Source organism: Kitasatospora sp. Xyl93, from assembly GCF_055383135.1.
In genome coordinates this window covers 4,589,182-4,609,603 of record NZ_AP029185.1, presented here as the reverse complement: position 1 = coordinate 4,609,603, position 20,422 = coordinate 4,589,182, and the positions used below count along the sequence as shown (strand labels likewise).

19 protein-coding genes and 1 pseudogene are annotated in these 20,422 nt (G+C 73.5%); 7 read left to right on the top strand and 13 right to left on the bottom strand.

What is annotated here, in order from left to right; all coding sequences use genetic code 11:
* Positions 1–45 precede the first annotated feature (45 nt).
* Positions 46–204, top strand: coding sequence for a hypothetical protein (locus ACZ5GH_RS20725; protein WP_464334976.1), 159 nt, complete (start codon positions 46–48; stop codon positions 202–204).
* A gap of 48 nt (positions 205–252) precedes the next feature.
* On the opposite strand, the gene ACZ5GH_RS20720 is transcribed toward ACZ5GH_RS20725, so the two are convergent.
* Together ACZ5GH_RS20720 and ACZ5GH_RS20715 are read right to left on the bottom strand one after the other, a co-directional pair.
* Entirely contained in the window at positions 253–495 is a 243-nt protein-coding gene (locus ACZ5GH_RS20720) for a hypothetical protein (protein ID WP_387759944.1), read from the bottom strand.
* Positions 492–863, bottom strand: coding sequence for an ATP-binding protein (locus ACZ5GH_RS20715; RefSeq protein ID WP_464334975.1), 372 nt, complete (start codon positions 861–863; stop codon positions 492–494). The genes ACZ5GH_RS20720 and ACZ5GH_RS20715 overlap by 4 nt, the downstream gene beginning before the upstream one ends.
* A gap of 168 nt (positions 864–1,031) precedes the next feature.
* Between ACZ5GH_RS20715 and ACZ5GH_RS20710 the strand changes: the two genes are divergently transcribed.
* The 3 genes from ACZ5GH_RS20710 to ACZ5GH_RS20700 are packed head-to-tail and all read left to right on the top strand — an operon-like array spanning position 1,032 to position 2,344.
* Positions 1,032–1,901 (top strand): helix-turn-helix domain-containing protein, encoded by an 870-nt coding sequence (locus tag ACZ5GH_RS20710; RefSeq protein WP_387759941.1) that lies wholly within the window; start codon positions 1,032–1,034, stop codon positions 1,899–1,901.
* Between the two features lie 2 nt (positions 1,902–1,903).
* Positions 1,904–2,101, top strand: coding sequence for a DUF397 domain-containing protein (locus ACZ5GH_RS20705; protein ID WP_464334974.1), 198 nt, complete (start codon positions 1,904–1,906; stop codon positions 2,099–2,101).
* A gap of 48 nt (positions 2,102–2,149) precedes the next feature.
* Positions 2,150–2,344: a DUF397 domain-containing protein gene (locus ACZ5GH_RS20700; RefSeq protein ID WP_464334973.1), complete on the top strand. Its 195-nt coding sequence runs from the start codon at positions 2,150–2,152 to the stop codon at positions 2,342–2,344.
* A gap of 41 nt (positions 2,345–2,385) precedes the next feature.
* On the opposite strand, the gene ACZ5GH_RS20695 is transcribed toward ACZ5GH_RS20700, so the two are convergent.
* Positions 2,386–2,889 carry a GNAT family N-acetyltransferase gene (locus ACZ5GH_RS20695; RefSeq protein ID WP_464334972.1) on the bottom strand — a complete coding sequence of 168 codons (504 nt, stop codon included), beginning with the start codon at positions 2,887–2,889 and terminating at the stop codon, positions 2,386–2,388.
* A gap of 80 nt (positions 2,890–2,969) precedes the next feature.
* Here ACZ5GH_RS20695 and ACZ5GH_RS20690 point away from each other — a divergent pair.
* Positions 2,970–3,173 (top strand): annotated as a pseudogene (locus tag ACZ5GH_RS20690) (DUF6879 family protein); the annotation flags it as partial.
* A 307-nt stretch (positions 3,174–3,480) separates the two neighbouring features.
* On the opposite strand, the gene ACZ5GH_RS20685 reads toward ACZ5GH_RS20690, so the two are convergent.
* The 9 genes from ACZ5GH_RS20685 to pdxH form a co-directional block, all read right to left on the bottom strand.
* Positions 3,481–4,215: an AAC(3) family N-acetyltransferase gene (locus tag ACZ5GH_RS20685; RefSeq protein ID WP_387760042.1), complete on the bottom strand. Its 735-nt coding sequence runs from the start codon at positions 4,213–4,215 to the stop codon at positions 3,481–3,483.
* 146 nt (positions 4,216–4,361) lie between these two features.
* Positions 4,362–6,767 carry an FxsB family cyclophane-forming radical SAM/SPASM peptide maturase gene (locus ACZ5GH_RS20680; RefSeq protein ID WP_387759935.1) on the bottom strand — a complete coding sequence of 802 codons (2,406 nt, stop codon included), beginning with the start codon at positions 6,765–6,767 and terminating at the stop codon, positions 4,362–4,364.
* A 55-nt stretch (positions 6,768–6,822) separates the two neighbouring features.
* Complete coding sequence (locus tag ACZ5GH_RS20675; protein WP_049660424.1) at positions 6,823–7,008, bottom strand: hypothetical protein; 186 nt, start codon at positions 7,006–7,008, stop codon at positions 6,823–6,825.
* 341 nt (positions 7,009–7,349) lie between these two features.
* Complete coding sequence (locus ACZ5GH_RS20670) at positions 7,350–8,408, bottom strand: aKG-HExxH-type peptide beta-hydroxylase (protein ID WP_464334971.1); 1,059 nt, start codon at positions 8,406–8,408, stop codon at positions 7,350–7,352.
* A gap of 395 nt (positions 8,409–8,803) precedes the next feature.
* Positions 8,804–10,030, bottom strand: a complete 1,227-nt coding sequence (locus ACZ5GH_RS20665) for an FxsB family cyclophane-forming radical SAM/SPASM peptide maturase (protein WP_464334970.1) — start codon at positions 10,028–10,030, stop codon at positions 8,804–8,806.
* A gap of 45 nt (positions 10,031–10,075) precedes the next feature.
* Positions 10,076–14,089, bottom strand: coding sequence for an FxSxx-COOH system tetratricopeptide repeat protein (gene fxsT, locus ACZ5GH_RS20660; RefSeq protein WP_464334969.1), 4,014 nt, complete (start codon positions 14,087–14,089; stop codon positions 10,076–10,078).
* A complete protein-coding gene (locus tag ACZ5GH_RS20655) occupies positions 14,079–15,482 on the bottom strand; it encodes a TIR-like protein FxsC (RefSeq protein WP_387760399.1) in 1,404 nt (467 codons plus the stop codon). Before ACZ5GH_RS20655 ends, fxsT begins: the two co-directional genes overlap by 11 nt.
* 241 nt (positions 15,483–15,723) lie before the next feature.
* The gene (gene fxsA, locus ACZ5GH_RS20650; protein ID WP_387760400.1) at positions 15,724–15,915 is read right to left on the bottom strand and encodes an FxSxx-COOH cyclophane-containing RiPP peptide; all 192 of its coding nucleotides are present in this window, start codon (positions 15,913–15,915) and stop codon (positions 15,724–15,726) included.
* A gap of 144 nt (positions 15,916–16,059) precedes the next feature.
* Positions 16,060–16,692 (bottom strand): pyridoxamine 5'-phosphate oxidase, encoded by a 633-nt coding sequence (gene pdxH / locus ACZ5GH_RS20645; protein WP_387760452.1) that lies wholly within the window; start codon positions 16,690–16,692, stop codon positions 16,060–16,062.
* Positions 16,693–17,114: 422 nt separating this feature from the next.
* On the opposite strand from pdxH, the gene ACZ5GH_RS20640 reads away from it, so the two are divergent.
* Both ACZ5GH_RS20640 and serC read left to right on the top strand, forming a co-directional pair.
* Positions 17,115–18,215 carry a citrate synthase 2 gene (locus ACZ5GH_RS20640; protein ID WP_380447642.1) on the top strand — a complete coding sequence of 367 codons (1,101 nt, stop codon included), beginning with the start codon at positions 17,115–17,117 and terminating at the stop codon, positions 18,213–18,215.
* Between the two features lie 172 nt (positions 18,216–18,387).
* Entirely contained in the window at positions 18,388–19,506 is a 1,119-nt protein-coding gene (gene serC, locus ACZ5GH_RS20635) for a phosphoserine transaminase (protein WP_387760401.1), read from the top strand.
* A gap of 307 nt (positions 19,507–19,813) precedes the next feature.
* Here the strand turns inward: serC and thpR are convergent, their stop codons facing one another.
* On the bottom strand, positions 19,814–20,401 hold the full coding sequence (thpR, locus tag ACZ5GH_RS20630; protein ID WP_387760402.1) for an RNA 2',3'-cyclic phosphodiesterase: 588 nt from the start codon (positions 20,399–20,401) through the stop codon (positions 19,814–19,816).
* Positions 20,402–20,422 lie beyond the last annotated feature (21 nt).

The window sequence follows — 20,422 nt, the reverse complement described above, 5'->3', positions numbered from 1 at the left end:
GACCCTGCGCAGGAAGTCGGCCGGGCCGACTTCCTGCGCGCGGAGTTGGCCCCGAACGCCGTCGCAGACCTCGTACTCGACACGTCCATCACGGCCCGGGGCCGCTGGCCGACCGCCGACGCGAGCTCCCCGCTCGCGGATGCCCCGCTCGCGGATGCCCTGCTCGCGCGGCTCGACCTCCTCACCGCCGGCTCCAGGGACTGAGCACACGGGCGCGGGCCCCGTTCGGCGAACGGGGCCCGCGTGCGCCGGTCAGCGGTGGCGCTTGAACTCGCGCAGGAGCGCGAGCAGGTTGATCACCGTGCTCGCCGGGACATTGCCGAGGGAGACCAGGACCCGGCCGTTCATCACGGTCTCGCCCGGCCTGGCGGACGGCCACAGGAGGCCGAACTCGCGGCTCTCCGCGCGCAGTTCCACGATGAGGCCGGCGAGTTCGCGGCTGGTGAGGTGGTGGATGGCCGGGTCGGCGGGATGGATGGGGTGGAGGGCGTTCACGCGACGTGGCCGTCCAGCTCGCACCAGACCCGCTTGCCGAGCTTCTGCGGTTCGGCGCCCCAGCGGTGGGTGAGCCCCTCCACCAGCTGAAGGCCACGGCCGGACTCGGCCTGGAAGTCGAACTTCTGACACCTCGGCAGTTCTGAGCTGCGGTCCGCGACGGAGACGCGGAGGGTGTTGCCGGAGTAGACGACCGTGACGACGGGCGAGAGCGTCGCCCCGTGCCGCCAGGCGTTGACGACCAGCTCCATCATGGCGAGTTCGGCGTCCCCGATGGAGGAGTCGGGGTACCCGGCGCGCGACATCGCGTCACGCAACACCTCACGGGACACGGTGAGGGAGGGGGAGTTGAGGTGGGGGTCACACATGGGGAATCTCCCAGCGGTGCAGAGGAATGCCGTACAGACAGGCACTGCTGACGACCCATCCGGTCGGCTGCGTTATTTAACTGTAGGGGGATACGCCTCAACTCTGCAACACGCTCCGCTCATGCATCTACACTTTGCGTAGGCACCGATCGCGCGAAGGGGCACCTCATGGGGTTCAGGACTGGGATCAGCGAACGACAGCGCCGCCTTGGCGAGGAACTTCGTCGTGTGCGAGACGCCGCAGGACTCTCAGCTCTAGAGATCGGCCAAGCCCTTGGTGTGAAAGGGCCGAACATCAGCCACACCGAGGCTGGCAGGCTTGGGCTCAACCTTGAGCGGCTGGGTGCTTGGCTCGACATCTGCAACGTCACCGATCCCGAGTACCGCGCCGGCCTCATCGCCATGAGCGAGAGTTCGGGCAAGGGCTGGTGGACCGAGTTCAAGCACGACGTGATCCCTCCAGCCCTCGATCTGGCCGAGGTGGAGGCCAACGCCACGGGCCTCGACACCTACGAGACACTCCTGATCCCCGGCCTCTTGCAGACCAAGGCCTACAGCGAGGTCATCCATGGGTACAACGACAGGAAGGTCGAGTTCCGTCGACAGCGCCAAGGGCTCCTGACAGGTGAGAACGCGCCTCCGCTCCGGGCAGTGATCCATGAAGCCGCCCTGCACATGATGTACGGAGGCCCTACTGTCATGCGCGACCAGCTGACGCATCTGATCGAGATGAGCCAGCTGCCCCACGTGACGATCCAGATCCTCCCGTTCGACTGCACTACCTACACGTCGACCGACACCCCGTTCATGCTCGCCCGGGGATCACACGCTCGGTTGCACACGGTTCTTCTCGAACATCCCCATGGCTCCACCTTCGTAGGAGATCCTGAGTCCGTGGCAGCGTTTGACCAGAAGTTCGACCGGGTCAGGGGTCTGGCTCTCCCTCCCCTGTCAGTTTCCGCTCCGGCACCGTCCGCCACCTATCGTGACTCGATGGGCTTGATCCAGCACATCCGTTACAAGGTCCTAGGAAGGTGACCATGAGGCAGCTCATCTGGCAGAAGTCGAGCTTCAGCGGCGACCAAGCCAACTGCGTAGAGATCGCCTCCGACGGCGACCGCATCTATATCCGCGAGTCGGACGACCCCGCCCACATCGTCACCACCACCCGCACCAAACTCCACGCCTGGATCCGCGGCGCCAAGGCCGGCGAATTCGACCACCTCGTCGAAGCCTGATCCCGCAGCACCGGGCCCAGTCAGCTCACTCGTCAAAGGTAGGCAAGCATGGGGCAGCTCAACTGGCAGAAGTCCAGTTTCAGCAGCGACCAGGCCAACTGTGTCGAGATCGCTTCCGCCGGCGAGTTGGTATGCATCCGCGAGTCCGACGACCCCACCCACATCGTCACCGCCACCCGCACCAAACTCCACGCCTGGATCCGCGGCGCCAAGGCCGGCGAGTTCGACCACTTCGCCGTCTGATCCCCGTCCCCCGTGCCATAGCCCGGGGGACGGGGATCGGCTCACGCGTCGGGGTGCTTGGGCAGGGCCAGCCAATCTGCCCAGGACATCTCGCGGCCGAGGAAGCGCGGCTGCTCGAACGGCCAGTCGGCGGCGATCCACTGCGGCACCAGTGCGTCAAACGCCTGCTCGACCTCGCCGCCGACCAGCCGGTCCACCACCCACCAGGAGATCTCGCCGTCCGCGCCGGCCCTCTCGGGCGGGTCGATGTAGACGCAGCCGAGCACGGCCGTCTCCGCCGCGTCGAACAGCGCGTAGTTGAAGGACTGGTGTGCGGCGATCTCCTTCGCGTGCCGCAGCAGGTCCGCCTGGTTGGCCTCGTAGGTCATGGTGGCGGCGGGCCACCCCCAAGCCGGCCCGAAGATGCTGAACAGCCGCTCGCGCGAACCCATCACCGCCGGGTAGTCCAACGGAGCGTCCGCCTCCCGGACCGGCCGCAGGTGATAGGCGCCGCCCAGCAGCGGCACCAGAACGGGATGGACGAAGTCATCGGGAAGCCAGCTCATGGCGCCCGACCGTAGCACCGCCCGGCCGCCGACTCCTCTGCATTTCTTCCCCTGCCGACCGCACAGCGCCCGCGAACAACCGCGTTGACATCCTGTCGCGGCCGCTGACCCCCTACCTCCGGTTCGAACTCGGCTGGGGCTACACCAAGAACGCCACGGCCGGGGAGGAGTTCTTCATCCTCGGCGCCGACAAGGAGCCGACTGCCGAGAACTGGTTGGGGTACCGCGAACTCGCCCTGAGCCACGCTATGCCCTTCGCCGAGTGGTGGGAGCGGTTCGGAAGCGTGAGAGAGCCGGGCCTTGGGAATCCGTGGCGACGACCCGTGACGGGGGAAGTCGGCTGGGCCGACTTCCCCCGCAGGGAAGGCTTCTCGGCCGGTGCCCCAGGGGCCTGGGGCACCGGCCGTGGGGCGTCTGCCCACTTCAGGTAGGAGGTCTTCGTGCGCCGGAAGTCGACCTGGCCGACTTTCCACGCACGGAAGCGCCCGCCGCTCCGGCGGAGCCGGAGCGGCGGGCGGGGTGGGGCGGCGGGGTGGGGACGGGGGCGGGAAACGGTGGGGTCGGAAGGAAGGCGGGAACCACGCGCGGGTTTCAGGGGCGGCTGCGGCGCAGGATGCCCTCGGCGAGGTCGACGGCCTCCCGGACCGGCACGAGCCGGCACTCCGCCGCGCCGATGCGGCCGGTGGTGATGCCGCGGGCGGTGCGCAGGACCTCGGCGCCGAGGCGGTCGAAGTGGAGGTCGTCCAGGTCGGGGGCCCGGAAGGTCGTCCAGCCGTCCGTCCCGACGCAGCGGTACTCGCGCACGGCCACGTCGGGCATCCGCAGGTCGGCCAGGTGGAAGGCGGTGAAGCGGCCCATCGGGACGCCGAGCATCAGCACCCGGGCGTCCAGGTCGTAGAGCCGCCCGAGCGGCGACTCCGGGCCGAGGTGGGAGGTCAGCGGGTGGTGGGCGGTGACCTCCCGGGCGAGCCGGCCGACAGCCGCCCAGGAGGTCTGCGGGTGTCGGCTGCGCAGCGCGCCCGGCCACGACCGGACCGCCTCGGACAGCGCCCCCATGGAGGGCGAGGCCGGGGTGGTGGCCGGGTCGAAGCGGGGCATCCGGGCCTGGTACTCGGCCAGCTCCGCCGGGGAGAGCCCGGCGGTGGCGGACTGGTGGATGCGTGACGTGGCGGAGTTCTCGGGCGTGGCGGTGTAGGCGACCAGGGTGCCGTCGGGGCCCAGGACGTCGAGCAGGGCCCCGACCACACCGGCCGCCCCGCCGGGCACCGGTCCGAGGGTTCGCAGGGACGCCTGGACGTGCAGCACCGTGCCCGGGCGGACCCCCAGGCCGAGGAGGTCGCGGACGAGCGGGTGGACGGGGGAGGCGACGGCGGAGAGGACGGCGGCGCCGCCGGCGCGGGATTCGGTGAGGATGGCGTCTCCCCGGGGTTGAGGGCCCCGGGCGGGGGAGGTCCCGGGGCGGCGGGTGGAGGTCAGACCCCGGCCCGTTCCCGCCGTACCCGGTCCGCCGCCTGCTCGGCGGCGGCGGGCAGCGGCAGGGCGAGCCAGGGTGCCACGGTGGCACGCATGCCGTCGGCGAAGCGCAGGCCGGTCCCGGTCAGGGATCCGGACGACGCCAGCCGCTCCACGGCCTCGGCGGTGTACCGCCGCCAGAGCGCGAACTGCGCCCGCGCCCGGTCGGCGGCCGTGCCCGGCAGTCCGTCGTACGCGAGGGTGCGGGTGCCCCAGTACTCGGTGACGGCCAGGTGGGCGTACGTGCCCTGGAGCAGCCCTTCGAGCGGCCGGGGGTCGGGCCGCCAGGGGGCGAAGTAGAGCGTGGGGTCGGCGCGGTCGTAGAGGTCGGTCAGGTCCAGCACCGCGCCGAGCTTGACGTGCTGGAACTCGTGGGCGAGCAGCAGGGCGAGGGTCGGCGCGGTGGCCGGCCGGGCGATGCCGACCGCGCCGTACGCCTGCCGGGCCGCCGAGCTGACGTCCCGGCCGGTGGGGCCGGGCCGCAGCGGGGTGACGGTCGTCAGGCCGGCCCGGATGCCCTCGGCGTACCCGGGCAGGTCGCGCCCGAGCAGCTCCCAGGCCTCGCGCAACGCGCCCGTCCAGTCGAGCAGTTCGCCCGCGGAGAGGCGCTCCGCCACCGGGTGGTCGTGGCAGTCGCGCAGCGGGTCGGTGTCCTCCAGGGCGACGGTCCAGCCGTCGGCCAGCCGGATCCGCCGCAGCGGTTCGTCCGGCACGGTGTGCACCGAGCCGTCGGACGCGCGCACCTCGAAGCCGTCCGCCCGTGCGGTGACCACGGCCTCGCCGTCGGGTACGGCGATCCGGCCGAGCGTCGGCAGGTGCAGCCGTCCGCCGCGGACGGGCACGGCCACCGCGTCCCCCCGCCCGGCCCGTACCGCGGCCGCCGCGGTGAGCGCGGCCAGCGGGCCGAGTCCGACGGCGAGGTCCCCGGCGAGCCGGCGGGCCGCCCAGACACGGGCGTACGGGTGGGCGAGCACGGTGTCCACGGCGGCGGGGGCCGCCGCGTCGAGTTCCGCCAGCAAGGCCCACGCCTCGGCCCGCCCCTGTCCGGAGGCGTCCCAGGCGGCGGCCAGCAGCGCCCGGGTGAGGGCGAGTTGGGAGCGGCCGAGGGCGGCGACGGTCTCCGCACCGCCGTATCCGCGCGCGAGTTCGTCGAGTTGCGACGGGGTGAGCGCGGCGGGCAGCAGCGGCTCGGCACCGGGCGGCGCGGCCTCGACCGCCTGCGCCGGAACGCCGACCGGACTCCCGCTCCCCGCAACGCCGTTGATGAACGTCATGAGATCACCGCAGTAGACGGAGGGATGGTCGAAGCTGCCTCCCCCATCGTCGCTCCGATAGCGGTGGGCGTACAGCCCGCCACCGCAGGAGCGGACCACGGAGCAGGCGCGGCAGGCCTCGGCGAGCCCGGCCAGGCCGGACTGGCGGGCGGCGATGCCGGGGTGGCGGGCGAGGTCGTCGAGGCTGTGCGCGAAGACGTCCATCCCGGTGGCGGGTGCGCCGTCGTACGCCGTCTTCAGGCTGTCGGCCTGCTCGAAGGTCCCGTCCGTCTCCAGGACGGCCAGGTCGGAGGGCTCCAGGCCGAGCGACTCGGTGAGGCTGGAGAACCCCCGCAGGGTCCGGTGCACGGACTCGAAGGTCCGGACCGAGAAGGGCCGGCCGTCCGCCTCCCACAGTCGGTGGACGGTCAGCAGCCAGTCGGCGTAGGGGGTGGCGCCCAGCGCGGCGGGGCGCTTGGGCGGCTCGTCCCAGGTGGCGTGCGGGAGCAGGAAGTCCACGGCGGGCGGGCGGAGTTCGGCCAGCGCCCGGTACACGGCCGCCGGGTCGTTCTCGACGTCCATGGTGCACAGCAGCCCGGCGAACAGGTGCCGGTGCGCGGGCTCGTTCAGCAGGGCGACCGCCCGCAGCACCTGGGGGTGGCTGCTCCGTCCGTCGGCGAAGCGCCGGTGGCGGTCGTTGGCGGCCCGGTCGCCGTCCAGCGAGATGCCGACCTTGATGTCCTGCTCCGCGAACAGCGCGCAGAAGTCGCGGCTCAGCAGCACGCCGTTGGTGTGGATGCGCAGGTCGAGCGCGCAGCCGGGCGGGAGCGCCGCCCGGAGCACCTCGGCGGCGCGGCGCAACCGGTCCGGGCCGGCGAGCAGGGGTTCTCCCCCGTGCAGGACGACCCGGACGGCGGGCAGCCGGTGGGCGGCCGCGTGCTCGCCGATGCGCTCGGCGGCCTTGGCCATGATCCCGTCCGCGATGACCTTCGGCCGGGATCGCCAGCTGCTGTCCGCGTGTTCGTAGACGTAGCAGTGGTCGCAGGCCAGATCGCACCTGCTGTGCATCTTGACCACGAACTGCGTCAACGGCAGCGGATTCGACGTCGTCATGGAGCTGGACTGTTCGGTTCGGCTCGGTCTGGTTCCGCTCGGCGTTCCGGGTCGGTCAGATCGAGGAGTTGAAGGCAGCGACCGGCACGAGGCCGGAGTCCGCGCCGGGGAGCGCGCGCTGGAGCCGGGAGGCGAGCTCTTCCGCGCCGAGCGCGGCGAGATCGGCGAGCGAGGGGCGTTCCGGCGTCTCCTGAGGGTCAGTGAGCTTGCCGGCCGGCCTGGTGCTGGTTACCGGAGTCATGTTCGTTTCCTTAGGCGCGGTTAGGACCTGCCGAGGGTGGGTAAGCCCACCCGGTTGCGACCAATGTAGTGCCCGCGAAGGCTCCGCGCGGCACCTTGCGGACCCGAGTTGAGCCCCACAGGCGGCCGACGTCGTACGACGGCGCGATGCACCCCCAGAATTCACCCGTTCAGCGGTCGCGCACTTCGCCGTGGCGCACGCCGAAGCGTGTCGCCGGGGCGAAAATGTGGACCGGCCGCCGGGCACACCCCGGGAGTGCCCCGCGGACCCCCCGGACAACCGCCCCATCCGGCCGAAACACCCGCCGCGCCTGCTTCGTTCCCCCGGCCCGCCGAACCGCCCTACTCCCCCAGCCCCCGGACGGTCCGCACCAGCTCCTCGGTGAACTCCACTCCGCTCACCGTCAGTTCACCGCAGCCCAGGAGCGTCTCCCCGGCACTCAGGGTGTGCGCCCGCCACCGGACGAACTCCCCGTACGCGCGTTCGGCCCCCCTCCCTCCGGCCGCCGCCTCCGCCCGCCAGAAGTCCGCCACTCCCAGGTGCGCGTACGCCCCCTGGAGCAGCGCCCCGGCCGGGCGCAGGTCCGGCCGCCAGGGGGCGTGGTGGACGGCCGGGCCGTTGGGCCGGTGCAGCGGCACCAGGTCCAGCAGCGCGCCGAGTTGGACGTGCAGGAACTCGTGCACCAGGGCCAGCGCCAGCAGCACCGGATCGCCCGGAAGCGAGGCCGCCACCGCGCCGTACGCCCGCCGCGCGGCAGCGCTGACCGCCTCCCCGCCAGGAGCCGACCGCAGCGGCACGACGGTGGTCACGCAGGCCGCGACCGCCTGGGCGTACCGGCGGTGACGACGCACCAGGATGTCCCACGCCTCAGCCAACCCGCGTTTCCAGAGCGCGAGTTCGGCACCGTCGAGCGGACCAGCCGGCGGCCGCCCGTAGTCCACCCGGCGCGGCCCGCAGTGGTCCACCGACGGCGCCCAGCGCAGCCCGTCGCACTCCAGCGTGAGGACCGGCCCGGGGCCCGGACGGAGGAACTCGCCCAGTTCGCCCAGCGGAACGTCCTCCCCCGCCGCCGCACCGCGCAGGCAGTCGGCCGCCCAGGCGTCCAACTCCGGCCGCAGCAACGCCTCTTCCCACCGCTCCCGATCCTCCCGCTGCAACGCCCGCACCCGGCCGTACGCCTCCCGGTAGCCCTCGTGCTCCGGAACCGCCCGCCGCAACGCCAGCAACAGCAGCGCCCGCTTGCTCAACTGCCCGGCCCGCAGCAGCCGGACCGCCTCCGCCCCACCGCGCGCCCCCGCGATCGCCCGGAACGTCCCCCGGTCCACACCGTGCCGCGGCAGCCCGTCCGCCCCCCGCGCACCCGGCACCCAGGCCGCCACCACCTCACCCGTACCCGCCACCACTCCTCCTCCGCACCGGCCCCATCCGCCCCGCAGTCTCCCCCCGCCACCCCGAACAATCCGCCCGACGACGCCCCATGACCCGAACGGCCGAACCGCCCCCCCGCGCCCCCACCACCCCAGCGGGCGCGCAGGGCTAAAGCCCGCGCGCCCGCAGCACCCCCACACCCCCAGCAGCACCCCCAGCACCCATCCCCACCCACCGCACCTCCACCCCCCAGCAGGCATCCCCCACCTCCCCCACCCACCCACGCACCCCTCCCCCCACCCCAGCGAGAGGGACGCGCTGCGGAAGGGGGCGGCGCAGGGGGTGGGTGCGGAGAGGGGCGTGACGGGTGATTTTCAGACTGCCAACGCCGCCCAGCCCCCCACCCCCAGAACCGGCAGTCTGAAAATCATCCAGCCCCCGCAGCACCCACCCCCGGAGCCGCCCCCGGCCCCCCACCCTCCCGAAAGCCCGAACCCCGAACAGAAACCCCCCGAAGCCCCGCCCGCAACCGCCCCGCAATGTGCCGGATCAACCGGTCCAAGTCCCCGCAGTACACCGACGGATGCCCGAACCCGTCCCCCGCGTACCGGTGCGCGTACAACCCCCCACCGCACACCCGCGCCAACGGGCAGCCCCCGCAGACCGGCCCGAGCCCCGCGAGCCCGCGCTGACGGGCCCGGAAGGCCGGGTGCGCGGCCGCCCGCGCGAAGCCGTGCCGCCACACGTCCAGCCCCGTCCCCGGGGCGCCCTCGTAGGCCACCTTGAGGCTGTCCGCCTGCTCGATCGTCCCGTCCGCCTCGACCACCACCAGGTCGACGGGCGCCAGCCCCACCGCCTCGCTGGCCGCCCGCCCGCCGAGCAGCAGCACCGCCAGCTCCTCGAACAGCCGCACCCCGGTCTCCCGGCGCGGCGCGCCGTACCAGCGGTCGAAGGCGGCGATCAGCCACTCCCCGTACAACGCCGGCTCCGCACCGGACGGCGGCACGGCCGGCACCGCCCGCGACGGCACGCCCGGCGGCGGCTCGCACCAGGTCGCGTGCGGCAGCAGCAGGTCGAGCCGGGGCGGTGCGAACTCCAGCAGCGCCTCGTAGGTGGCCACCGGGTCCGACGCCAGGTCGACCACGCACAGCAGCCCGGCGAACAGCTCCCGGTGCCGGTCCGAGCCGAGCAGCCGCACCGCCTCGGCGGTGCGCGCCCAGCTGCCCACGCCGGACGGCAGCCGGCGGTGCCGGTCGTGGTCGGCCCGGGCGCCGTCCAGCGAGACCCCGACCGCGACCCGGTGGCGGTGCAGCACGTCGAACAGCGCCGGTTCGTCCAGCAGCCGCAGCCCGTTGGTCTGCACGGTGAACCGCACCCGGGGCCGGACGGCCGACAACTCGCCCAGCAGCGCGTCCAGATGGGCCGCGCCGACGAGCAGCGGCTCGCCGCCGTGCAGGACCACGGAGACCTCGTCCAGCCCGTGCTCGGCCGCGTGCTCGTCGATCCGCCGGGCGGTGCGGCGGGCGGTCGCGAGCTCCATCCGCCGCGGCCGCCCGCGCCAGCTCTGGTCCGCGCCCTCGTACACGTAGCAGTAGTCGCAGGCCAGGTTGCACCGACTGTGGATCTTCAGCAGGAACTGCCGGAACGGCACCATGCCCGTGAGCCTAAGACCTGGAGACCCGAACCACCCGACCGGCCGTCACACGTGCGGCGGCTCCACGTCCGAGTCCAGCCGTGTCCCGGCCCGGACCGCGATCGTGGTCGGGTGCTCCTCCCCCAGGGTGAGCCGGGCCCGCCGGATGCAGTCCGCCCGCAGCTCCGCGGCCCGCTCGGTCTCCCCGAGGGCGGCCAGCGAGAGCGAGAGGTTGGAGTTGATGCCGATGGAGTCGTAGTGGTCCTGCCCGAGGGCCTCGCACATCAGCGGCGCGGCCTCCAGCTCCAGGTCGAGCGCCGCCTGCAGCTCCCCGCCCAGCGACAGGTCGTTGGCGTGGTTCATCATCGCGATCGGGATGTAGAGGTGGTGCGCGCCGAGGACGGTGCGGAACTGCGCCAGGGTACGGCCGGACAGCTCGCGCGCCTCCGCCGTGCGCCCCGCCAGCCGCAGGTACACCGAGAGGTTGTTGGCGCCGGCCAGCGTCACCGGGTGGGTCTCGCCCAGGTAGTCGCGGTACCGCGCGAGGGCCCGTTCGGCCAGCGGGATCGCCCGCCCGGTGTCGCCGAGCGCGTTGAGGTCGCTGGCCAGGTTGGTGGCGGCGGCCAGGGTGTCGGGGTGCTCGGCGCCGTTGATGTCCAGGTAGCGCTGGTAGATGTCCTCGTCGATCTCCAGCGCCTCGTGGTAGCGGCCGGCCCGGCGCAGCGCCACGGCGAGGTTCTTGCGGGCGCGCAGGGTGTCGGTGTGGCTGTCGCCGATGGTCTGCTGGTAGATCCGGACGGTCTCCTCCAGCAGGTCCAGGGCCTCCCGCAGCCGCCCGGTCTCGCGCAGGTCGCGGGCGTAGTTGGAGGCCGAGGAGAGCGCGTAGAGGCTGTGCGCGCCGAGCGCGTCGCGCTGCTGGAGGTAGTTGCTGCGGTGCCGTTCCAGGGCGGCCCGGCGGTCGCCGGCCAGGTAGTCGGAGACGGCGAGGTTGTTGGTGATCATCAGGGTCCGCGGGTGGTCCGGCCCCAGGGTGCGCCGGGCGGCGTCCAGGGTGCGGCGGTCGAGCGCCCGGGCCTCGTCGTAGCGGCCGAGGAATCGCAGGTCGGCGCCGAGGCTGTTGGCGACGGCGAGGGTGTGCGAGTGCTCCGGGCCCAGGGTCGCGGTGAAGCGCTCCAGGATGTCCCGGTCCATCTCGTACGCCTCCTGCAGGGCGCCCTGGGAGCGGCGGATGTTGCTCAGCTGGGTGCGCAGCATGAGCGTCTGGGCGTCGTTGTCGACGTCGAAGCCGGGCCCGCCGTAGCCGTCCTGGCGCCAGTGCTCCAGGGTCCGTTCCGCCAGTTCCCGGCCGGACTCGTGCAGGCTGCGCTTCCACTGGTAGCGGACCGAGTCGATGATCCACTGCCGGACGTCCTCGTCGGCGCTGTCGAGCGCCCCGGACGGCCAGAGGTGGGGCAGGAGTTCGGCGTACTCGGCCCAGTTCACCGGCACGTCCGGGTCGCCGGGGTTGGCGGTGGCGAGCGCGGCGTGGACGACGCCGCGCAGTTCGGCCCGCCGCTCCTCCTCGACCTGGTCCCGCAGCACCGCCTGGACCAGCCGGTGCACGGTGATGGTCTCGCTGCCCTGGTCGGTGCGGGCGAGCCCGAACCGGTTGATGGCGCGCAGGAACTCGCCGATCGCGAGCTTGTCGCGGGGCGCGCGCGGGGGCAGTCGCAGGGCTCGGGTGACGGCCCGGCTGTAGAGCAGCCGCATCGGGATGGCGTCCGGGCCGAAGAAGGCGCAGATCTCCAGGATCTGGGCGGCCGGGGCGTTCATCCGGCGCAGCTCCTCGACCGAGATGCGCCAGGTCGCGGCGGCCGAGTGCGGGTAGTCGGCGGCGCGCAGCCGGGTGCGCTCCAGCATCTCGGTGAGCTCTTCGTCGAGCAGTTCGAGGTAGGTGGCGATCGGCATCGACGTCTCCTGGAGCCAGACGGCGGCCTGGCCGACGGCGAGCGGCAGGTCGCCGAGGCGGTGCGCGACCTGGTCGGCGTCCTCCGAGGAGAGGCCGCCGTTGAAGCGGCGCAGCAGCCGGACGCTCTCCTCGCGGAGGAAGACGTCGACCTCCACCAGGCCGGCGTGCCGGGCCCAGCCCTGGTTGCGGGAGGTGATCAGCACGTGCCCGCCGGAGGAGCCGGCCGGCTGCCAGGGGGCGAGCTCCTCGGGGGTGCCGGCGTTGTCGAAGACGAGCAGCCAGCGGCGGTACGGCTGGCCGCGGCGCAGCGCGTCGAGCACGGCGGCGGCGGTGTGCGCGACGTCGTCGCTGGTGGGGACGCCGAGCCGGGGCGCGAGTTCGGCGAGCTTCTGCGGGATGTTGGCGGGCTCCTCGGCGGGCACCCACCAGACCACGTCGTACGCGGCCTTGAAGCGGTGCGCGTACTCGGCGGCGATCTGGGACTTGCCGGCGCCGCCGAAGCCGTAGAGCACCTGGCTGAGCACGGCGGTGGGCCCGCCGGTGAAGCGGTTGCGGAGCAGTTCCAGCAGCTTGCCGCGGCCGATGAAGGCGGCGTTGCGCGAGGGCGCGTCCTGGACCTGCGGGGCGGTGCCGGGGAACCGTGCGGGGGCGACGAACTCGCCGCTGTCCGTGTCGGGTTGGCGGTTGCTGCCGGGCGGCGGGCCGAACTCGGCGTAGAGCTGGGACTCGGCGCCGACCGCGGAGGAGCGGACCAGGTCGGGCACCGGCTGCCCGGCGAACGGGCGGGGCACCGGTTCGTCCGAGTCCTGGAGCCGGAAGGAGACCAGGGCCGGTGAACCGGAGGCCAGTTCGCGACCCTGCAGGCCCTGCCAGACCTCGGCGGCGCGGGGCAGCGCGGTGTACTCGGGCGAGAGCAGCGCGAGCAGCCGGCCCTGGCCGTCGACCGGTCCGGCGACCTCCGGCGGCCGGGAGCCGGCGTAGGTCTCGGCGGCGCTGTGCAGGGAGGTCTGGTAGCCGAAGCGGGTGAGCGTCCCGGCGGCCCACTCGGCCCACATCCGGTCCTCGGGGGCGTAGCTGACGAACACCTGGCGCGGCACCGCGCGGGCGGAGCGCAGGTAGGCGCCGTAGAGCCGGCGGCGGGTCTCGGCGGTGAGCGGGCGCAGGGTGCGGACCCGGCCCTCGGTGATCCAGCCGGCCAGCCGTTCGAAGGCGTTGAGCAGGCTGCGGGCCTCCTGCGGCCGGTCGGCGACGGTGGCGGGCACCTCCTCGTAGGCGTAGAAGGGCTTGTACGGCACCTCGACGTCGGCCCAGTAGCCGGCCCGGCGGTCGCCGGCCAGCCAGCGGCCGAGGTAGGGGGCGAAGGCCTCGCGGGCGTAGTCGCGGCCGGCCTCCAGGCGCTCCTGCTCGGCGTCCTCGACCCGCATCGGCACCGGCAGCACCCGGATCGCGCGCTCCTCGGCCTCGGCGATGGCGCGGGCGGCGTCGACGCCGCCGCGGATGTTCTGGGCGCTGAAGGTGAAGCAGTCCACCACGGTGTCGGGCATCAGGACGGTGCAGATGCCGGAGGTGTCGCTGACGCCGGTGCGGCTGTCGATGAGGACGTAGTCGTACGCCCGGGCCCAGCGGTCGCGCAGCTCGCGCAGGAACTCGCCGCCGCGGATGTCCCGGCCGTGGTAGAAGCTGCGCCAGTTGAAGCTGGTGACGGCGGCGGCGTAGGCGGCGTTCTGCCGGCCGGCGGGCAGGAAGTCGAGCCGGCCGCCGGGCGGCAGGTCGAGGGCGAGGCCGCAGACGTAGTCGTCCAGCCGCCCGGGCTCGTCCAGCCAGGCGGCCGGGGACTGGCCGACCGGCCCGGCGGCGGAGGGCAGCGCCTGGCGGACGTAGGAGCGCAGCAGGTCGATCAGGCCGTCCGTGGAGTGCAGTTCGGGGTCGACCAGCAGCGGGTGGTAGTAGCGGTGGAGGCCGGGCGCCTCCAGGTCCCAGTCGACGACCAGGACGCGCAGGCCGCGGCTGGCGAGGATCCAGCCGACGTTGGCGAGCGCCATGGTGCGGCCGGTGCCGCCCTTGAAGGAGTAGAACGTGACGACCGATCCCGGTCCGCCGCGCTCCGGCTCCGCGCCGGGCTCAGTGGTCATCGTGCTTCTCCCCCCTCAGCGGGGCGGTGTCCTCGCCCCGTCTCTGGTGCGGCAGGTCCGTGGATCCCGGGCGGCCCCGGTCGACGCGTACGGCCCCCTGGCGGGGGCCCGGCGGGCCGGCCGGGATGGCCAGCCCGGGCATCGCCGGGCCGGTGTCCGGGCCGCCGCCGGGGCCGAAGCCGAAGGCGTCGCCGCCATCGTCCCCCCAATCCAGGTTGTCGTCCATGAGCTTGTTCTGGGCGACCGTCACCATGATGGTGAGCTCGTTGTCGAAGCTCTCCCGGCTCACTTTGACCCGGAACAAGTGCTCCAGGTCGCTCCGGCGCAGCCAGTTGCGCCGGAACACGTCGCGCACGCCCGCCCAGAGCGCGTCGCGCCCCGGCCCGTCGGCCGGGTCGTCGCTGCCGGCGGGCACCATCACGCCGGTGACCGGGTGGTTCTGCTCGTCGTACGCGCGCAGCGCGCTGCGGTAGCGCTCGCCGCCGGCCACCCACGGGTCCACCAGCAGGATGCTCACCTGGCTGTCCTCGCGGGCCTGGTCGAGCTTGTCGGCGAGGGCGGCGTCGATCTCCTCCAGCGTGGTGGTGTGCCCGGCGCCAGTGATCACCTGCTGGGCGCGGGCCGCCAGCGACGGCTGGGTGGGCGGGTGGTACGGCGCCCAGTGCCAGGGCTTGGCGCCGTACCAGCCGCCCGCGCGGGAGCCGCCCTCGGCGGCGCTCTCCGAGGCGCGCCCGGCCGCGATGAACAGCCGCACCATCCCGGGCGCGGACGCCACGGGCGGCGCCGCCGGGGGCGGGAAGTAGCCGCGCACGGCGCCGAGGTCGAACTCGGGCAGTTCGCCGAGCCGGCGCGCGGCCGCGTCCCGGACCCGCTCCGCGACCACCCGGACGACCTGCTCGTACGCCCCGGCCTGCGCGGTGCGCAGCAGCGCCCGCAGGCCGTGCCGGGCGTAGGCCTCGCCCATGTCCGGCTGGGCCCACTGGATCTTGTTCACCTCGTCGGCCAGGCCGCCCGGCTCGACGGGCTCCCAGAGCACCGGGACGAGCGCCGAGATGAGCTCCCCGGTGTCCTCGTGGTGGCGGCGGACCCGGCCGCGGAAGGCGGTCCACTCCTTGCCGCAGTAGAGGCTGGCGAAGTAGGCCGGGGAGTAGAGCGCGACCATGGTGCGGCTGCGGCCGAGCATCGTCGCCAGCTTCTCGGCCCAGTCGTCGCCCAGGCGCAGTTGTTCGGTGTCCCGGTAGGCCAGTTCCTCGACGCGCACGGCGGCGCCGACCATCCGGCCGAGTTCGTCCCGCAGGTCGTTGAAGAACTGGTTGACGAAGGCGTCCTCGGCCTCGAAGTCCCGGCGCGCGTAGCTGAAGAAGAAGTACGGCCGGTGTTGTTCGTGCTCCATCACCTGTTCCCCCCCGTGCCCGACGGTCCGCGACGGCGCTGGTTTCATACCCCAGCATGTCGTGAACTCCACCGTCCACGCTGGCGAGTTGGCGGAATCGGCGGCCTCGGGGGTTTAGCCGGTGGTCAGGCGCACTCCCCCGGTCGGGAGCGCTCCGGCGCTCGGGGGCGCGCCCACGGGGGCACGGGCGCCCGGGGGGATCAGCGCGCCGGACGAGGGGGCGCGGGCGCCGGGCGGCGCGCTACCGGTCGAGGGCCGACTGGAAGGCGGCCAGCGGCTCCGCGCCGGGGGTCAGGGCGTCCGCGACCACCCGGCGCAGCAGGTCGCCGAGGACGGTGTCGGGCAGGGCTTCGAGTTCGTCGAGCGGCAGGGCGGCGACGTCGACCAGGTCAGAGCCGAGTCCAGCGGCGGTTTCCGCACCGGTGACGCCCATCAGTCCCTCACTCGATCGTGTCGGCACAGCGGGCTGCCGGCCGGAAGTGCATCGGCCCAGGTCCGCGACGGGCATCCTACACCCGGGCCGTGACGGACCATCAGCTCCGCGCGGACGCCGCGCGGAGGCCGTGGGCCGAACGGATCACGGGCAGAGCCGCTCCACCCGCCACCCCGTCGGGCCGGCCGGGTCGGCGACGTAGCGGAGCCGGTCGTGCAGGCGGTTCTCCCGGCCCTGCCAGAACTCGACGCTCCGCGGCACCACCCGGTAGCCGCCCCAGAACGGCGGGACGGGCACGCCCTCGCCCTCCGGGTAGCGCCGCTCCAGCTCGGCGTAGCGCTGTTCGAGGACCTCCCGGCCGCCGACCGGGCTGGACTGCTCGCTGGCCCAGGCGCCCAGCTGGGAGCCGTGCGGGCGGGTGCGGAAGTAGGCGGCGGTCTCGTCCCGGCCGACCTTCTCCACCCGGCCCTGGACGATCACCTGACGGGCCAGCGCGATCCACGGGAACAGCAGCCCGGCGTACGGGTTGGCGGCCAGTTCGGCCCCCTTGCGGGAGCCGTAGTTGGTGAAGAAGACGAAGCCGCGCAGGTCGTAGCCCTTGAGCAGGACGGTGCGGGAGCTGGGCCGCCCCTCGGCGTCGGCGGTGGAGAGCACCATCGCGTTGGGTTCCACCACCCCGGCGTCGTCCGCCTCGTGGAACCAGCGGGTGAACTGGCCGATCGGCTCGGGCGCGAGCTGCTCCTCGACCAGGCCCTCGTGGCTGTAGTGCTTGCGCATCACGGTGAGGTCCGGGCCGGGGCGGGCCTCGTCGGCCAGGATCCGGTAGGCGGGGCTCGGGGGCGTCGACTGGGCGCGATCCGGGGTCTGCACGCCAACATCATCCCGTACGACAAGCAACGGGGACCGCTTCCTCCGGACAAACCTCGGTGGGAGATAAGGTGTCCCGCCACCGCTTGGCCGCCCGCCATGCGGGGAATTGTCCGGAACGAGCCGTTTGGTTCCGGGCCTCCGGGGCGCGGCCGACCCCCCGACGGGGAGGCCGAGCGGGCCCGCGGGAAACATCACCATGGTGGTGTATGGCGCAATGCACCCCGTGCCTGTCACCCTGGCACCGAGTGCCAAACACCATTCGGTCACTGGCGCACCGCCCCACCACGGCGGGTGCGCCGATCGCGGAACTGAACTGAAGGAGCCGTCGCATGTCCGATTTCGTACCCGGGCTTGAGGGAGTCGTCGCGTTCGAGAGCGAGATCGCCGAACCCGACCGTGAAGGCGGCGCCCTGCGGTACCGCGGTGTCGACATCGACGACCTGGTGGGCAACGTCTCCTTCGGCCACGTCTGGGGCCTGCTGGTGGACGGCAAGTTCAACCCCGGCCTGCCGGCCGCCGAGCCGTTCCCGATCCCCGTGCACTCCGGCGACATCCGGGTCGACGTGCAGTCGGCCCTCGCCATGCTCGCCCCGGTCTGGGGCCTCAAGCCGCTGCTGGACATCGACGCCGAGCAGGCCCGCGACGACCTCGCCCGGGCCGCCGTGATGGCGCTGTCCTACGTCGCCCAGTCGGCCCGCGGCCAGGGCCTGCCGATGGTCCCGCAGAGCGAGATCGACAAGGCCGAGACGGTCGTCGAGCGGTTCATGATCCGCTGGCGCGGCGAGCCGGACCCGAAGCACGTCAAGGCCGTCGACGCCTACTGGACCTCGGCCGCCGAGCACGGCATGAACGCCTCCACCTTCACCGCCCGGGTCATCGCCTCCACCGGCGCCGACGTCGCGGCCGCCCTCTCCGGCGCGGTCGGCGCGATGTCCGGCCCGCTGCACGGCGGCGCGCCGTCCCGGGTGCTCGGCATGATCGAGGAGATCGAGCGCACCGGCGACGCGACCGCCTGGGTCAAGAACGCCCTGGACAAGGGCGAGCGCCTGATGGGCTTCGGCCACCGCGTCTACCGCGCCGAGGACCCGCGCGCCCGCGTGCTGCGCCGCACCGCCAAGGAGCTCGGCGCGCCGCGCTTCGAGGTCGCCGAGGCGCTGGAGAAGGCCGCCCTGGAGGAGCTGCACAACCGCCGCCCCGACCGCGTGCTGGCCACCAACGTCGAGTTCTGGGCCGCCATCATGCTGGACTTCGCCGAGGTCCCGGCGCACATGTTCACCTCGATGTTCACCTGCGCGCGCACCGCCGGCTGGTCGGCGCACATCCTGGAGCAGAAGCGCACGGGCCGGCTCGTGCGCCCGTCCGCGCGCTACATCGGCCCCGGCCCGCGCCGCCCCGAGGAGATCGAGGGCTGGGACGCCATCGCCCGCTGACCGCCCCCGCGGGATACCGGACGAGCGTCCGGTCAGCACCCCTGAGCAGCGGGTCCGGCTCCGGCCGGGCCCGCTGTCGCACGCCCGCGACCGGCCCGCGAGCAGCCAAGATCACAGTCTCAGCGGGCGGACGACCGTACCCCGCGGGACCCCCGGCCGGTAGGCTGCGCGCGTGGCTCAGATCCAGATCCCCGCTGACATCAAGCCCGCAGACGGCCGTTTCGGCTGCGGACCGTCCAAGGTGCGCCCCGAGGCCCTGAGTGCCCTCGCCGCCACCCAGACCTCCCTGCTCGGCACCTCGCACCGCCAGGCCCCGGTCAAGAACGTGGTCAAGCGCGTGCGCGAGGGCGTGAGCAGCCTCTTCTCGCTGCCGGACGGCTACCAGGTCGTCCTCGGCAACGGCGGCTCCACCGCCTTCTGGGACATCGCCGCCTTCGGCCTGGTGCGGGAGAAGTCCCAGCACCTGGACTTCGGCGAGTTCTCCTCGAAGTTCGCCTCCTCGGTCAAGGCCGCGCCGTGGCTCGGCGAGCCGACCGTGATCAAGACCGCCCCGGGCACCCACCCGCTGCCGGTCGCCGAGGCCGGCGTGGACGTCTACGGGCTCACCCACAACGAGACCTCGACCGGCGTCGCGATGCCGATCGAGCGCCCGGTCGGCGCGGACGAGGGCTCGCTGGTCCTGGTGGACGCCACCTCGGGCGCCGGCGGTCTGCCGGTGGACATCACCGAGACGGACGTCTACTACTTCGCCCCGCAGAAGTCCTTCGCCTCCGAGGGCGGCCTGTGGCTGGCCACCTTCTCCCCGGCCGCCCTGGAGCGCGCCGCCGAGATCGCCGGCTCCGGGCGCTACATCCCGCCGTTCTTCTCGCTGCCGACGGCCATCGACAACTCGTCGAAGGACCAGACGTACAACACACCGTCGATCGCCACCCTCTTCCTGCTGGCCGACCAGCTGGAGTGGATGAACGGCAACGGCGGCCTGGACTGGGCGGTCGCCCGCACCGCCGACTCCTCGTCCCGGCTGTACTCCTGGGCCGAGAAGTCCTCCTTCGCCACCCCCTTCGTGGCGAACCCGGCCGAGCGCTCCCAGGTGGTCGGCACCATCGACTTCGACGAGTCGGTGGACGCCGCCGCGGTCGCCAAGGCACTGCGTGCCAACGGCATCGTGGACACCGAGCCGTACCGCAAGCTGGGCCGCAACCAGCTGCGCGTCGCGATGTTCCCGGCGATCGACCCGGCGGACGTCGAGGCGCTCACCCACTGCATCGACTACGTGGTCGAGCAGCTCTGACCCGGCCCCCCGAGGACACGGCCGAGGGCCACCGCCGACGGGCGGTGGCCCTCTCGCCGTTCCGGGGCCGGTGCCCTTCGGCCTGCCCCGGACACTGCGGCTTGCGGTCGCCGCGGGCCGACGCGGGCCGACGCGGCTAGCGTCCGACCAGCGAGCTGATCAGCACGACGACCAGCATCAGCACCAGGGTGCCGGAGACGATGCGCATACGAGTCTTGGGATCCACGGTCAACGAGCGTACCTCCGGCTCGTCCGGGACTCCTCCCGGGCCCTGCCCCGAGGCCCTCCCCGAGGCCTCCCCCGGAGCTCAGCCCCAGTCCGCCAGCGGCCAGCTGCGCAGCGTCTCGTAGTGCGCGGCGCCGCCGCCCAGGCCGCTGCGCACCAGGTGCAGCTCGGCGGCCGTCCACTCCGGGCCCCGGTAGTCGGCCAGCGCCGCCACCATGCCGTCCAGCTCGGCCGCCGCGACCCGCTGCACGGCCCGCCGGTGGCCGCGCGAGGAGCCGGCCCGGGCGAGGGTGAGGTGCGGGTGGAAGGCGAAGTCGTCGGTCGCCCCGGTGACCTCGGCGGTGGCCTCGGTCACGGCGTCGGCCAGCCGGCGCAGCGCCCAGGTCTGGCCCTCGACGCCGGCCCAGAGCACCCGGTCGCCGAACCGGCCCGCGCCCGCGATCCGCAGCCGGTGCACCGGGTGCACCCCGGTGACGGCGGCCAGGCCCGCCTCCAGCTCCGGCAGCCGCTCGGCCGGCACCTCGCCCAGGAAGGCCAGGGTCAGGTGCCAGCCGTCGACGCCGGTCCAGCGCAGCCGCTCCGCCCCGGGCAGCTCCCGCAGCGGCCCGACGGCGTCGAAGAGCCCCTGCAACGCCCCGGCCGGCGGCAGTACCGCCACGAACAGCCTCATGGACCAATCTTCCCGCGCCCG

Excerpts from the sequence above, each read along its gene's own strand:
- ACZ5GH_RS20715 (WP_464334975.1), bottom strand. The coding sequence starts at position 863 with ATGTGTGACCCCCACCTCAACTCCCCCTCCCTCACCGTGTCCCGTGAG.
- ACZ5GH_RS20710 (WP_387759941.1), top strand. The coding sequence starts at position 1,032 with ATGGGGTTCAGGACTGGGATCAGCGAACGACAGCGCCGCCTTGGCGAG.
- ACZ5GH_RS20705 (WP_464334974.1), top strand. The coding sequence starts at position 1,904 with ATGAGGCAGCTCATCTGGCAGAAGTCGAGCTTCAGCGGCGACCAAGCC.
- ACZ5GH_RS20700 (WP_464334973.1), top strand. The coding sequence starts at position 2,150 with ATGGGGCAGCTCAACTGGCAGAAGTCCAGTTTCAGCAGCGACCAGGCC.
- ACZ5GH_RS20695 (WP_464334972.1), bottom strand. The coding sequence starts at position 2,889 with ATGAGCTGGCTTCCCGATGACTTCGTCCATCCCGTTCTGGTGCCGCTG.
- ACZ5GH_RS20680 (WP_387759935.1), bottom strand. The coding sequence starts at position 6,767 with ATGACGACGTCGAATCCGCTGCCGTTGACGCAGTTCGTGGTCAAGATG.
- ACZ5GH_RS20675 (WP_049660424.1), bottom strand. The coding sequence starts at position 7,008 with ATGACTCCGGTAACCAGCACCAGGCCGGCCGGCAAGCTCACTGACCCT.
- ACZ5GH_RS20665 (WP_464334970.1), bottom strand. The coding sequence starts at position 10,030 with ATGGTGCCGTTCCGGCAGTTCCTGCTGAAGATCCACAGTCGGTGCAAC.
- fxsT (WP_464334969.1), bottom strand. The coding sequence starts at position 14,089 with ATGACCACTGAGCCCGGCGCGGAGCCGGAGCGCGGCGGACCGGGATCG.
- ACZ5GH_RS20655 (WP_387760399.1), bottom strand. The coding sequence starts at position 15,482 with ATGGAGCACGAACAACACCGGCCGTACTTCTTCTTCAGCTACGCGCGC.
- fxsA (WP_387760400.1), bottom strand. The coding sequence starts at position 15,915 with ATGGGCGTCACCGGTGCGGAAACCGCCGCTGGACTCGGCTCTGACCTG.
- pdxH (WP_387760452.1), bottom strand. The coding sequence starts at position 16,692 with ATGCGCAAGCACTACAGCCACGAGGGCCTGGTCGAGGAGCAGCTCGCG.
- ACZ5GH_RS20640 (WP_380447642.1), top strand. The coding sequence starts at position 17,115 with ATGTCCGATTTCGTACCCGGGCTTGAGGGAGTCGTCGCGTTCGAGAGC.
- thpR (WP_387760402.1), bottom strand. The coding sequence starts at position 20,401 with ATGAGGCTGTTCGTGGCGGTACTGCCGCCGGCCGGGGCGTTGCAGGGG.